We start from the raw sequence: 13,250 nt of genomic DNA on the forward strand, positions 1-13,250 counted from the left end.
ACGTCATGGCAGACAAGAAGAACGCTGTTCAGCTTCCGCAGCCGACGGCGGCGGAGGTGGAGTTCGCGCAGCAACTGGTCGAGCGGGCCAAGGCCGACGGAGTCTCGTTGGTCGGGCCGGGTGGGCTCTTGGCCGGGATCACTCGCACCGTCCTGGAATCAGCGCTTGATGCGGAGCTGGATGCGCACCTCGACGAGGTCGGCGTAGACGAGGAGACCGGCCGGCGGACCAACATTCGCAACGGGCACGGGGCCAAGACGGTGCAGACCGAGGTTGGGCCGGTGCGGATCCAGGTCCCGCGGGACCGGGCCGGGTCGTTCACCCCGCGGATCGTGCCCAAGCATGTCCGCAGGTTGGACGGGTTCAACGAGGCGATCCTGTCGCTGTATGCCAAAGGGTTGACCACGGGGGAGATCTCCGCGCACCTGGCGGACGTGTACGACGCCGACGTGTCCCGGGAGTTGATCAGCCGGGTCACCGACAGCGTCGTGGACGAGATGGAGGCCTGGCGGCAACGGCCGCTGGACAGGTGTATCCGGTGGTGTTCATCGACGCCCTGGTGATGAAGATCCGGCAGGGGCAGGTCGCGAACCGGCCCGTCTACGTGGCGGTCGGGATCAGCCTCGACGGGGAACGCGATGTGCTGGGCATGTGGGCCGGGACCGGTGGTGAGGGCGCGAAGCAGTGGGCCGGCTACCTCACCGAACTACGCAACCGGGGTGTGGAGGACGTGTTCATGGTCTGCTCCGACGGCCTCAAGGGCATGACCGACGCGATCGAGCAAGTCTGGCCGCAGGCGGTGCACCAACAGTGCGTCGTCCATTTGGTACGAGCGTCGCTGCGCTATACGAACCGGAAGGACTGGCAGAAAATCACCCCTGCGTTGCGGGAGATCTACACCGCCCCCACCGTGACGGCTGCGGAGGCCCGGTTCGAGGCGTTCGCCACCGAGTTCGGTGACCAGTACCCGGCGGTGATCCGCCTATGGCGGACCTCGTGGCCGCACTTCGTGCCGTTCCTCGACTACGACCACGAAGTCCGCAAGGTCCTCTACACCACCAACATCATCGAAAGCCTCAACGCCCGGTTCCGGCAAGCCGCCCGCCGACGCGGGCACTTCCCCACCGAGCAGGCCGCGATGAAAGTCCTCTACCTCGTCGTCCAACAGAAACGCCGGGGCGGCAGCAGCATCACCGGCCGGGTCTACGGTTGGGCCAAAGCCCTCAACGCCCTGATCCTCGCCTACGGCGACCGGATCACCATCTAACAACCTCGATCACACCCAGCGGTCAAACACGGAAAACGCCACACTCCCGCCGTTGTTGTTTTACAGTCCCGATCTCGTCAACGTAGAAAGGTTAGGCGCCTCCGCACTGCTCGACAAGCGGCCGCCACAGCGGATGGGGAGTGGCGGGAACGATGATATGGGCCTGTTGGCGAGCTCTGGTCATGACCACGTAGAGGAGTTTGGAGCCAGAAGGGAAGGGCTCTCCTTCGCCGCCGTGGTATTCCTCCTCCTGTAGCAGCAGGATGGTGGTGTCGGCTTCGCGGCCTTTGGTTTGGTGCAGGTTCATGACCTGGATGGGTCGGGGGCGTTGGTTGCCTGCTCCTACGAGTACGCCAGCGCGCGCTGCGGTCAGTGTTTCTGCGACATCCTCGTACGGTATTCCTTCATGGATCTGGTGAATTGCGGATCGGGTTTGCGGCATGGCACAGGCCCATGTTTCCTCGCCTCGGAACATGCCGACCCGGGAGTACGCGCTGGCGATGAGGCTGATGAGCTGGTCGTACTCGGGTCCTCCTTCGGCGATGCCGGCCTGGCGTAGCTCGAGGGCTAGGGAGCGGAGGGCTGCTTCGAGAGCGGGGTTGGTCTTGTCGAGCATTTGTTGGGCGAGCGGGGCCAGTCCGCCGCCCTTGGCTCTGGTGTTGGCGGCGATGTAGACGGCGAGCGCGCGGCGCACACTGGTGCCGGGGATGTTGAGCGCGAACCGTAGAAGCGCGTGCTGGGCCGCGATTGCCTCGCCGTATGCCTCGGTGAAGCCGACCTGTTCGTGCGGGATGCCGTGCTTGATCAGTGTGTCGGACAGCTGGCTTGTGGCGATGATGGTGTGGGTGAAAACGTTGACGGTGTGTTGCCGGGTGCGGGCGGCGCGGATCAGCGCGGTGATCCGTTCGTTGTAGTCGCTGGGGGTGCAGCGGGTGACGGTGAGACGGCCGGTGCGGACCGCCTCAGCGATGGCGGGGTGGCCGAAGTTTCGCTCCCGGGCTGCGTCGGCGGCTGCGGGCAGGATGCCGGTGGGATCGCGGTGGCTGGCTCCCGGCAACGGAAGCTCGATCGCGCCGGGAAGTGCCGCCGCCAATGCCTTACGGCGGGCGGGGTCGGTGTTCTTCATGCTGGTGAAGATCGCCTGGTTGAGGTCGCCGAGGAAGATCCGGCGCGCTTGGGGCGCGATGAGCTGGAGGAACGCCCACTCGGTGTCGTCGGTGTCTTGGAACTCGTCGCAGATGACTAGGCCGTACCGGGCCGTGTAGTGAGCCGCGATCTCCGGAATACGCAGCAGGGTGCACGCGGCTGGCATGAGCTGGTCGTAGGTGAGGCCGGCAGGTCCTCCGGGAACCTTCGCTTCGGCGGCACTGAGGATCTGCTGCGGTGCCGGGTAGCCGTGGTACTGGCCGAAGTCGTTGATGATCCGCCAGGCGAAGCCGTGGAACGTCGACACATCGATGCGGTTGAGGTATGGGCCGATGACCCCGGCGGCGCGGTCAATCACCTGGGCTACAGCGGTGCGGGAGAACGACAGGAACAGCACCCGGGCTTGCGCCGGGAGGCGGGTACGTTGCCCGGCGAGGACGGCTTCGCGGCGCAAGGTCGCCCGCTGAGCATCGGCGATCCGCAAGAAGCTCCCGGCGGCGGCTGCGGCGGTGCTGGTCTTGCCGGTGCCTGCTCCGGCGAGCACGAGGATGACGGGCGCGGCCGCGTCGATCACGGCCTGCTGCTCGTCACTTGGTTTGTACATCATGACGAGCCTGTCGCGCCTGGTAGTGAAATCGGCGGGATATCGATGACCGTGGGGCCACTGTATAAGGGGGAGGCTGCGGCGGCGACATGTTTTAGCACGTCCACGATCATCGGCGGGGGTGTCTTTGTCTCCTCGACGAGCGCATCGAGGAACGGCCCATGCAGCGACTTCTTATGCAGTGAGCGCCTCACGGCGTCAACGACCTGCGCATCCGGCACGCCGTGAGCGGGGTCTTGACTGAGGAAGGCCGTGAGGGTGGCACTCGCCGTCCGGACCTTGGCGATGTCGGCACCGGCCAGCAGCGCGCCCTCGATGGCGGTCTTTGGCGGAAGGCGCACTACCACGTCGCAGCTCGTTTCGATCTGCTTGATGGTCTGCTCTTCGGCCTTGTCGCGGTCGATCAGGGCGATGACGCGGAAACCGAGGCTGCTGGCGAGGTCGGCAACGACGGGGATCTCGCCGATGCCGCCGTCTTGGCCGGTGCCCGCCGCGATGAGACGCACACCCGCTGCCGAGAGTGGCGCGGCACCGGGCAGTCGCTGCCGATCAACCTCTCCGTAGACGACCAGGTCGTGCGGGCCTTCGGTGATCGCGACCGTCGGGCAGGTCAACGCTGGCAGCAACTGGGTGTGAAGCTGCCGCATCGCCCGGATGCCTCTTCGATCTGCTGGACGTTTCAAACGGTGCCAGGCCCGGTCGCCGCCGTGCCGGGTCAGCCGGATGAGTTCCTCCGGGTCAAATGCTCGGGCGACCTCGGGCCGGCGCGTCGACAACCACAACTGTCCCGCGCTGGCCCGCAGACGGGCGGCCAGGTGCTCGGCGTTGGCGGTATCGAGCTGGTCACCGAAGTCGTCCGCGAGGATGACCGCGCCAGGCGCGCTCGCCAACATGATCGCCTCCGCGACAGCGAGCATGGACGCTGCAGTACTGCCGTGGTTCGCCAAGGCGAGTGGGCCTGCAGCGTCCAGGTTCACCGTCGGTTGCAGTGACTTCAGCAGCGCCTCAGCCGAGCCGTCATCGGCGCGGAACCCAACCTGCGCCGTGCCAACCGGCGTGTCCGCAAGGCAGGCACCCACACCGCCGCTGGCCAGCGCCACGCCCACCGCTTCTGCTACCGCGTCGTGACCAGCGAGTTCCTCCGCTGCACCGGTGACACGGGCGCGCAGCACATCGAAGGCCCCTGCCGCAGCGGTTGGGTCGAGCTCGTCGATGATTCGCCGCAGCGGGGAGCCTGCACGAAGCTGCAAGGGCCGCCCGGCGTTCAGCATCACGACCGGTAGAGCGCGCCGGGTTGACGCCGGCACCCGCGTGTACTTACCCGCCGTAGGATTGGAAGTCAGCGGGTAGTAGACGAAGTGTTCCAACGCCTCAACATCGGAGTCGTACACCAGCCGGTAAGCCAGGCGGACGCACCAGGGAGCGCCAGGCAGAGCCTGATCCTCTGCCACCGCATAACCGTCCGGGCCGCAGCGTTCCAGGAAGCCTTCGAAAAGCTGCTCCAGCTCTGGGTCTAGGTCCGTCAGCGTGACCTCGATATTTGCGTAGGGTCGCGACTCGACCGACGAGAGGCGCTGCGCTGCGCCTAGCGGCTGGCCATCTCTGCTCTCCTCGTCTTCCCCCGGCTCGGCCCTGGTGGCGGCGGCGGTGACCGTGATTTGCCACAGGTCCGACATGGTCGGGCTGGCGCGCGACGACTCGGGGAGCAGTACGCGCGCGAGCGCTGAGACGACGTCCGAGCGGCCAGCACGGGGCACGCCGGAAAGCACAACGTGACCTGGGCACGGCAACTCGAAGGACCGAAAGCCGCGGAAAGAGTCGATCATCAGCTTGCTAACGCGCACGCTGTATGGTCCCCGATCGTCGAACCCGGGCGCATCCCTAAATCCGAGAATGAGCTGTTTGATCGATGTGAATGCGGCCGAGCAGCACCCTCACTGCGTCAGCGGGGTGCTCCAGCTCGCCGGTTGGTTTTAGGCAAACTTGGGGGGATTCGGCTGGCGTCTACGCCAGACTGCTGAGGTCGAGCCGAGCGATCACCGGTACGACGGTGGCATGGTCGACCGGGGCACCGGCCAGGATGAACAACGCACCACCGAGGCGCGCTGCTCCGCATACCCGGCCGGTGAGATTGACCGGTGTCGGCGGCGTGGCCTGCCCCGTGGCAGTGTCGAGGACCGCGACGAGGACGTGACGGTCGGCACCGACGATCAGGACCCGGCGCTCGTCGAGGCGAACCAGGCCTTGCGGCCGACCGACCGGCGTGATCACCCACCAGTACTCGCCAGAGTCGACATCGATGACCGCACTGGTCCCGTCACCGAGGACGAAGAACGTGCGCTCACGGAGCCAACATGCCCCCTCACGGGTGCCCGCCGGGAGCCCAGCCGGCCGCCGCTGCTCGTCGCCGAGTCCCTCCCCGATCTGCACCAAGCTGGCCTGCTCCTTGCCGGGCCAGCCGACGGTGTAGCGGTTGAGGAGTCAGGGAGTACCCTGCGGTCCAGATACGAGCACTGGCGGACGCGCAAAACCGCCCGCGACCACCGCCAACTCGTCCTCCCGGCCACACAGCACCCCACCGCTGCGCACCACGAAGAGATCACCAACGGCGGTGGCCAACGGGCTGCCGACACAGCCGATGAGTTCCAGACACCGGCGAAACTGCGACCGGCCACCCAACGCAAAGTCCACTACACCGTCATCCACCGTGACGAAGAGCCAGCTGCCATCGCTGGCGATGCCAGCGAGCGTGGGGCTGTACGCGATGATAGTTGGATCTACGGCGTAGGGTGCCGCGACGGCCGCCGGGGCGAAACCGTCGGACTGCCCCGCAGCAGCGGTTCTGGCATCAGGCGCCGTGGGCGCAGCAGCGCCGCCAACGGCAGATACGGGTGGCCGAACACCGACAGCGATCGGTTCACCGCCCCTATCAACTCGAGCCCCGACACCGCGCCGCTGATCAATGCCTTCAGGAGGGTGCGGTCGAGCAGTCCTGTCCGTCATCGCTGGCAACCTGCAGGCAGGGCGATACGTCCATCGGCGTCAAGCTGGCTTAGTACTGCAACGGCAGTAGGCGAATCGTCTTCGGGTCGGGTTCGTTGGTCAGCTCGTGACGGACGTTGATATCGATCGGTGGCATGCGGAACTGGACCGGCTCCATGCTCGGGTCGGGGTGCGGTTTCGTCGGTCGGAGCCGCGTCGGCGGGCGCGGCAGTACCTGTGTGGGCTGGTTTCGGGTCTGGGTCGTAAGAACGGCTGGACCTTGGCGGAGCAGGCCGGGGATGTGTCGCCGGACGGGATGCAGCGGTTGTTGCGGTGGGCGGACTGGGACGTCGACGCCGTGCGGGATGACGTGCGTGACTACGTGGTCGAGTATCTCGGTGACCCGGCGGGGGTGTTGATCGTCGATGACACCGGGTTCCTGAAGAAGGGCGTCCGGTCGGCGGGGGTGCAGCGTCAATACTCCGGCACGGCTGGTCGGACGGAGAACTGCCAGGTCGGGGTGTTCCTTGCCTACCGGTCAGCGAAGGGTCACGCCTTGATCGACCGGCAGCTCTACCTTCCGACCTCGTGGACCGATGACCGGGACCGGTGCCGGGCCGCCGGGATCCCCGACGAGGTGGAGTTCGCCACGAAGGTGCAGATGGCCCGCACCATGCTCGCCCGCGCCCTGGACGCGGGGGTGCCGGTGGGGTGGGTGACGATGGACGAGGCCTACGGGCAGTCGAAGTCCCTGCGGGTGTGGCTGGAACACCGGGATGTGGCTTATGTGGTCGCTACCCGCCGCAACGACGACATGATCACCACCACCATGGGAACTGCCCGCGCCGACCAACTCATCGCCGGTCTGCCCGCTCGGGCGTGGTGCCGGCTCTCGGCCGGCGCCGGCGCGCACGGCCCACGCGAGTACTGGTGGGCTCGGGTGCCGGTACGGATCTGCTGGCGGCCGGGCCGCGGACACTGGCTCCTGGCCCGGCGCAGCATCACTACCGGCGAGATCGCCTACTACGTCTGCTACGGACCACGTCGGACCCGCCTGGTCGACCTCGCCCGTGTCGCGGGCGCGAGGTGGGCGATCGAGGAGTGCTTCCAGCAGGCCAAGAACGAAGCAGGCCTCGACGAATACCAGGTCCGTGACTGGCGGGCCTGGTACGCCCACATCACCCTCGCGATGGCCGCCCACGCCTGGCTGTCCGCAGCCAGATCCCTTGCGGCAAAAGGGGAACCAGCGCCGACGACGGCATGATGATCGGCTACACGGTACCGGAGATCCGAAGACTCCTCACCGCACTCGCAGTGCGATCAACCCACCCACCAGAGCACGTCTGGGCCTGGTCCCGATGGCGCAGACGACGCCAACACCAAGCCCGAACCTGCCACTACCGACGACACGGCTACCCCTAACCAACTGCCGTAGCAGTATTAGAGAGTGTTTGGGATGTGTGCTGGTCGGGTGTGTCGCACAGTGAGTGCGATCGATGATCCGGGCTCGATCGGTAGACGGGCATGGATCGAGTGCGGCGGTACCCGTCTGATCTGACCGATGCCGAGTGGGACCTCGTTGAGCCGATGCTGCCCTCGCCGCAGTGGATGGGCAGGCCCGAGAAGCATCCGCGTCGGGCGGTCGTCGACGGCATCCTGTACGTGGTGCGTACCGGGTGCGCGTGGCGGTATCTGCCGGTGGACTTTCCGCCCTGGCAGACGGTGTACTCCCACTTCCAACGGTGGAACCGGCGGGGTGTGACCGACCGGATCCTCACCGAACTGCGGGAGCAGGTCCGCCTGGCCCACGACCGACAGCCCGAGCCGACCGCGGGGATCATCGACTCCCAGAGCGTGCGGGCCGCCGACACCGTGCACCGCGACACCCGCGGCTACGACAGCGGGAAGAAGGTCAACGGCCGAAAACGGTTCATCGTCACCGACACCCTCGGCCTACTGGTCACCGTCTGGGTCCTGGCGGCCTCGTGGCAGGACCGTGACGGCGCGAAGGGCGCCTTGCTCGCCACGTACATGGGGACCCCGATCCGGCACGTGTTCGCCGACTCCGGGTTCGCCGGCCGTCTGGTCGACTGGGCCCGCGACATGCTGCGCACCACCCTGGAGATCATCCGCAAGCCCGCCGACCAGCAAGGGTTCGTCGTGCACCGCCGCCGCTGGGTGGTGGAGCGAACCCTTGCTAGGCTCACCACCCACCGCCGCCTGGCCCGCGACTACGAAACCCAACCGGCCACCTCGGAAGCCATCATCCGCTGGGCCGCGATCGCTGGCATGCTCGCCCGCCTCACCCGAGGCGGACCCGCCACCCGCCAACAACGCCGCACTCTCAACACACCCGACTGACATACATGCGAAACGCTCACTTAGGGGCGAGCGCTAACCGTGGGTCGGTGGTACACCCTGCGGGCGTTTTTGTATGGGGTGGGGTAATTCTTGTACATGACGACGTAGCCAGGTAGCGCTACTATCTGCCAGCCTGCGGGAAGTGCGTGAGCGACGAGAGTGAACAGCTCATCGGCCGTCAGGGGAGACCCGGCGGGAATGTCTACGGTCGAAGAATTATAGTCGGGGTGTCGAGCATACTTATCTTCGAATCGAAATGTGTAGGGAAGTTCCCGCTTTGCGGCTAAGATGAGGTCTTTTACGGTGCTGATGCCGGGCCGGATTGCCTGTAGTACGATATTGAGATTGGCTGGGAACTCGACATCAAAATGCCCTTTCTTGTAATTAGTTGCGTCTCGATATTGTCCAGTGTCATTGCCGCCGAATCCGTTTGTGTTCCAAATCGGCTCAGCCTCGAGATGCTTGATGAGTATCTGTTCGGGGCCAATGGGTATCCAGGTGCCCTCAAGATACAGTCCGGTGTATGTCATCTCGGCAAGGCTGAGGTTTTCGCGTCCCGATAGCTTTTTATGGTGGTCGAAGAGCCGCTCTTTGAGGCTGGCATCGGCCTTGCCGACGTAGACCATCCTGCCGCTTCTGTACAACTGGTAGACGCCCGGCATGTCCTCAACGGTCGCGAGGTGGGCGGGCATCAGCGGCTCGGGTGTTAGGTTGGGGAGCCGGGCGAGTAGTTGCTGGGCCAAGGCTCCAGCCAGGTCGAACGTGAAATGCTGGGTTGCCGACAAACCGATCGTGCCTCCCCCTCGCGCCACTCTGGCTCAGTCAGTCGAACGGAGCGAGCATACTGCCCCGACGCCAGCCAGTAGAGCCTGTCCCAGGACGGCTCGCAGATACATGAAAGGCGGCGATCGTGCGGCAGCACCCTCTGTCCAAGGAGGAGCTACGACTATCGACCCTTGACGCGTGGTGAAAGGACACCGGTTGGTCCTGGCAGAGCTGTCTGGCCAATGATTTGGCCTGAGATGGAAGCCTAGCCGCAGGTCCCGCGAGCCGTAGAGATCACGGTGTCGACTGACTGCTGTGTGAATACGCTGCGGACGGCCTCCGTGATCCCCTTGGCGGCTTCGATGGGATCCTCGTGTTCCCAAACCCGGATAACCGTCCATCCGGCGTCGGCGAGTTGTTGGTCGGTCTCTCGATCGCGGGCGCGATTCCGGTCGATCTTCTCCAGCCAGAACTGGTTGTTAACTCGGGCAGGACGGTAGTGGTCGGGGCATCCGTGCCAGTAGCAGCCGTCGACGAACACCGCGATTCGAGCTTTTGGAAACACCACGTCAGCCGTGCGACGCAAGGCGGGTAGTGGGCGGACGTTGACCCGGTATCGCAGGCCCGCCTTGTGGAGGAGCGAGCGGAGTCGTCGTTCGGGGCCGGTGTCGCGGGCTTTGTTGGCGCGCATGACGGCCCTCACGGCTGAGTTCTTCGCCCAGGAGGTCGCCGAAGCGTCTGGTGACTCGGTGAGGAGGTTTCGTTCCCAGGCTAGGCGCCAGCCCTCGGCTAGGTTCTCGGCTCGGGTGGGGTGTTCGACCTCGCCCAGGTAGCGGGCGGGTGAGCGCCCGTTGTCAGACCAGCGCAGGTAGGCGCGGATGCGGCGGGTACGGGGAAGTAGTTTGAGGTCGACGGACGCGCGGGCTCGGCGTCCGTCGCCGAGGTCGACCCACCGCCGGTCCGGCCCGCCAGCGGCTCGATCCTGTTCCGCCGCGGCCGCTCGCCGGCTGCGGCCTTGGCGACCTTTCCAGGCTCTGGCGTGCGGTGGCTTGTCGGCCCAGCGGTGCTCGGAGGGAGCGGTCGGCGTAGTCACCGTCGGCTCTCCGCCTCGTCCAGAGCGGTGGCGATGGCTCCGGCGAAGATCTCGCCGAGCGCGACCGGTACAGCGTTGCCGAGTTGCCGCATCTTCTCCCCGCGGGGGCCGGCGAGCTTCCAGTCGTCAGGGAAGGTCATGACTCGCGCTGTCTCGCGTACCGTCATGTATCGGTGACGGTAGGGGTAGGCCGATCCCTCGGCTGTCTTGGCCCAGAGCTCATCAGTCAGTAGGACGGATTCCCCTCCGGGGACGCCGTGGACGCCGGCCTTGACGGTCTTCGCGGGTCGGTCGAGCTCGTTGGGAGTGTGGCCCGCGTAGATGCGGGCGTCCGGCCAGCCGATGTGATCGGTGAATCCGCCGAGGTGGTACTCGCGTCGGTCGAGCAGGTCCCAGGGCACGGGGGGCAGCGGCTGTTGCCCGTCGAGCCCCTGGATGGCGTCTCGTAGGGTGCGCCACGGGAGCTTGCCGTCGTCATCGGGCGGAGTGTCCGGCAGGCGCGACATGACCCACCGGCGTACGTGATCAGGGACGGTCGGGTGACGCTCCCAGTAGGTACCGTCGAGCATCGACCGGACCAGCGCCGTCTCCGAGTACCGCGGACGTACGGCTCGCTTGAAACGCTCGATGTCGACGTCGAGGTCTGACCGGAAGGCCACGATGATGATCCTGTTGCGGACCTGCGGGACGCCATAATCGGCGGCGTTGACGGTGGTCGTGACCACCTCGTATCGCTGTTTGGGGTCCGGTGGTTCCTCCGCCAAGCGGGCCCGTAGCACCTCGTCGTGGTCGCGCCAGGTGGCGTCCTCAGCGCGTTCCTCGAACGGAAGGCGCAGTTCCCGCTCGATGTACTCGAAGTAGGGCCTGAAGGAGGGGCGTAGGAGTCCCCGGACGTTCTCGCAGATGACGGCCTTGGGCTGGATCTGACGGATCGCGCGGAACATCTCCGGGAACATGTTGCGCTTGTCCTCGTCGCCCCTGGCGACACCGCCCAGACTGAACGGCTGGCATGGGGGACCGCCAGCGAGGAGGTCCACGCGGTCCCACAGGTAGTCGAACCCCACCTGGCGCACGTCGCCCTCGACCAGAGGCCATCGCTCGCCGGGAGCGGGGATCCGCTCACTGTCCCCCCTGAGGTCCGCCGCGTTGGCCTTGAGGGTCTCGCAGGCGTACTTGACGATCTCGTTGACCAGTAGAGGGCGGAAACCCGCTCGATGGACGGCCATCGCCAGACCACCCCCACCGGCGAACAGCTCGACGGAGGTTCGGTCCCTGTTCGGGTCCAGCCGCGGCTCAAACATCGCGGAATCATACCGCGGAGTTGTGGATCTTGCGCAAGTTGACGCGTCGGCAGCCGGGTCCCGGCCCCAGGGTCCGCAGGGAAGGGAAGGCGATCCCCGCTCGGGCCCGATCAGGCCAGGGCGGGTAGCGCGCCTCGTCAAGGCGCGCCGTCGATGTGGTTGGGTTGCCTGAACACGAGGAGGAGCGATGGCGACGTGGCAGCTCGGCCCGTTCGACAACGACGACGCGGTCGAGTGGTGCGCGGCCCTGGAGAGCGCCGACCCCGGTCAACGTCTCGAGCTGGTGCGTCACACCCTCGAGACCGCCATCATCGCGGGCCCCACCCTCACGGTGGAGGGGGCCGCTCAAGCGATCGCGGCGGCCGCGACCGTCCTGCAATCGCTCACCGGCGTGCCGCCCTCAGACTCCGCCTACGCCCCGCGCTTCCTCCTCGACCGTGACGACATCCCCGCCAGCCCATCCCTGCGCGCCCTCGCCGGACAGGCGCTCGACACGACACTCGCCGAAGGGTCGACATGGCGCCTCCGGTGGGCAGACGACATCGAGGAAGAAGACGCGTTGGCCGCCGTCGAGGACCTACGGACCAAACTCAGCCGTGACCCGTAGGGCGAACGCCACCTAATGACATCCCTGGCCGGTTTCTCCGTTGGACGGGTGAGCGGACCGAGCGGGCGTAGACGACCAGCGGCCCGCTCGTCATCCCGATGGTGGGCGACCCTGGTGTCCAGGCCCCACAGGCACGCCGGACCAGGCCATCACGGGAACGCGCGTCCTCTGTGGTTTGGCGCCCGACGACCGCTCTGACAGACTCTCGACGTTCACGTCGACGCGAGCGTGCGGAGGTGGCCGATGGTCGGCGAATGGGAGGCCGAGTTCCGACTCAGCATCACCCGAGCACTGGCCGATCAACTGGCGACCACCCTCGCCGCCCTCGTACCAGCGCCCCTACGGCAAGACAACGTCTCGAGGGTCCGGGCACGCCCCGGCGTGTACGAGCTGTTCGTCCGTGGCGAACGCGTCTATGTGGGCAAGGCCGCCAACTCACTGAACGCCCGGCTGGGCCAGCACCTGCGGAAGCTGTCGGGCCGTAGCGGCATCGACCTCGCTGACGTCCGATTCGTGTGCACCTACGTCGACGAGGACCTCGACGCCGCAGCCCCAGAACGGCTGCTCATCAAGCAGTACCGCGCCAGCGAGAGCGTCCCGTGGAACACCAACGGATTCGGCAACAACGACCCGGGACGCAACCGGGACACCAGCGTCGTCAAGGCCGCCCACTTCGACGCGATCCACCCCATCGATCTCGATCACCACGTTGCGCTCGGCGCAGATGTGCGGACTATCGAAGACGTCCTCACGGCCGCCCCCACAGCGCTGCCCTATCGCATACGCTTCGACAAACGCCCTGCGGCCAAAGAGATCTACCACGACGCCACTGTCAACCTGCCCTCCCAGCCTTTGCCGGTGAGGGATCTAGCCGCCCGCCTCGTCGCGGCCCTCCCTCTCGGTTGGCAGCTGACCGCCCTGCCCGGCTACCTCATCCTCTACACGGAGACCCGCGAGTACGAGAGCGCCTTGGGGTGGTGGAGGAGCCGATCCGACCAGACCGTCGAGTACCAGCCGGGCCCGTCGCGATTCGCGGCCGGGGGCGTAGAGGCCGACGATGTGGGCTCGGATCCCGCGGAACCGGATCCGGGCGACCCGAGCCCCTGAGACACCGACCGGGACGA

At 66.5% G+C, this 13,250-nt stretch carries 9 protein-coding genes and 2 pseudogenes; 5 read left to right on the forward strand and 6 right to left on the reverse strand.

The window, feature by feature from the left end:
- Positions 1-5: 5 nt before the first annotated feature.
- A pseudogene (locus FJK98_RS31620) lies at positions 6-1,267 on the forward strand (IS256 family transposase).
- Between the two features lie 91 nt (positions 1,268-1,358).
- Here FJK98_RS31620 and FJK98_RS31625 read toward each other — a convergent pair.
- The 3 genes from FJK98_RS31625 to FJK98_RS31635 all read right to left on the reverse strand — a co-directional run bounded on the left by FJK98_RS31625 (position 1,359) and on the right by FJK98_RS31635 (position 5,447).
- A complete protein-coding gene (locus tag FJK98_RS31625) occupies positions 1,359-3,020 on the reverse strand; it encodes a UvrD-helicase domain-containing protein (protein ID WP_145922274.1) in 1,662 nt (553 codons plus the stop codon).
- A complete protein-coding gene (locus FJK98_RS31630) occupies positions 3,017-4,861 on the reverse strand; it encodes a hypothetical protein (RefSeq protein ID WP_205789305.1) in 1,845 nt (614 codons plus the stop codon). The genes FJK98_RS31625 and FJK98_RS31630 overlap by 4 nt, the downstream gene beginning before the upstream one ends.
- A gap of 160 nt (positions 4,862-5,021) precedes the next feature.
- A complete protein-coding gene (locus tag FJK98_RS31635; RefSeq protein ID WP_145922275.1) occupies positions 5,022-5,447 on the reverse strand; it encodes a hypothetical protein in 426 nt (141 codons plus the stop codon).
- 679 nt (positions 5,448-6,126) lie between these two features.
- Between FJK98_RS31635 and FJK98_RS31640 the strand changes: the two are divergent.
- Together FJK98_RS31640 and FJK98_RS31645 are read left to right on the forward strand one after the other, a co-directional pair.
- A pseudogene (locus FJK98_RS31640) lies at positions 6,127-7,421 on the forward strand (IS701 family transposase).
- Between the two features lie 102 nt (positions 7,422-7,523).
- Positions 7,524-8,360 (forward strand): IS5 family transposase, encoded by an 837-nt coding sequence (locus FJK98_RS31645; RefSeq protein WP_145922276.1) that lies wholly within the window; start codon positions 7,524-7,526, stop codon positions 8,358-8,360.
- 20 nt (positions 8,361-8,380) lie between these two features.
- Here FJK98_RS31645 and FJK98_RS31650 read toward each other — a convergent pair whose 3' ends face one another.
- From FJK98_RS31650 to FJK98_RS31660, 3 genes are all read right to left on the reverse strand, one after another.
- Positions 8,381-9,145, reverse strand: a complete 765-nt coding sequence (locus FJK98_RS31650) for an Eco29kI family restriction endonuclease (protein WP_145922277.1) — start codon at positions 9,143-9,145, stop codon at positions 8,381-8,383.
- 245 nt (positions 9,146-9,390) lie between these two features.
- Complete coding sequence (locus tag FJK98_RS31655) at positions 9,391-9,828, reverse strand: very short patch repair endonuclease (RefSeq protein ID WP_240762463.1); 438 nt, start codon at positions 9,826-9,828, stop codon at positions 9,391-9,393.
- A gap of 386 nt (positions 9,829-10,214) precedes the next feature.
- A complete protein-coding gene (locus FJK98_RS31660) occupies positions 10,215-11,519 on the reverse strand; it encodes a DNA cytosine methyltransferase (RefSeq protein ID WP_145922278.1) in 1,305 nt (434 codons plus the stop codon).
- 187 nt (positions 11,520-11,706) lie between these two features.
- Between FJK98_RS31660 and FJK98_RS31665 the strand changes: the two genes are divergently transcribed.
- Both FJK98_RS31665 and FJK98_RS31670 read left to right on the forward strand, forming a co-directional pair.
- Positions 11,707-12,126: a DUF4259 domain-containing protein gene (locus tag FJK98_RS31665; RefSeq protein WP_145922279.1), complete on the forward strand. Its 420-nt coding sequence runs from the start codon at positions 11,707-11,709 to the stop codon at positions 12,124-12,126.
- Positions 12,127-12,369: 243 nt separating this feature from the next.
- Entirely contained in the window at positions 12,370-13,233 is an 864-nt protein-coding gene (locus FJK98_RS31670; protein WP_145922280.1) for an Eco29kI family restriction endonuclease, read from the forward strand.
- Positions 13,234-13,250: the final 17 nt, after the last annotated feature.

Origin of the sequence: Micromonospora sp. HM134 (assembly GCF_007833915.1) — a bacterium.
Lineage (GTDB): Bacteria > Actinomycetota > Actinomycetes > Mycobacteriales > Micromonosporaceae > Micromonospora > Micromonospora wenchangensis.

Bases quoted from the DNA above. Each gene is read 5' to 3' on its own strand.
- FJK98_RS31665 (WP_145922279.1), top strand. From the start codon at position 11,707: ATGGCGACGTGGCAGCTCGGCCCGTTCGACAACGACGACGCGGTCGAG.
- FJK98_RS31660 (WP_145922278.1), bottom strand. From the start codon at position 11,519: ATGTTTGAGCCGCGGCTGGACCCGAACAGGGACCGAACCTCCGTCGAG.
- FJK98_RS31645 (WP_145922276.1), top strand. From the start codon at position 7,524: ATGGATCGAGTGCGGCGGTACCCGTCTGATCTGACCGATGCCGAGTGG.
- FJK98_RS31670 (WP_145922280.1), top strand. From the start codon at position 12,370: ATGGTCGGCGAATGGGAGGCCGAGTTCCGACTCAGCATCACCCGAGCA.
- FJK98_RS31625 (WP_145922274.1), bottom strand. From the start codon at position 3,020: ATGATGTACAAACCAAGTGACGAGCAGCAGGCCGTGATCGACGCGGCC.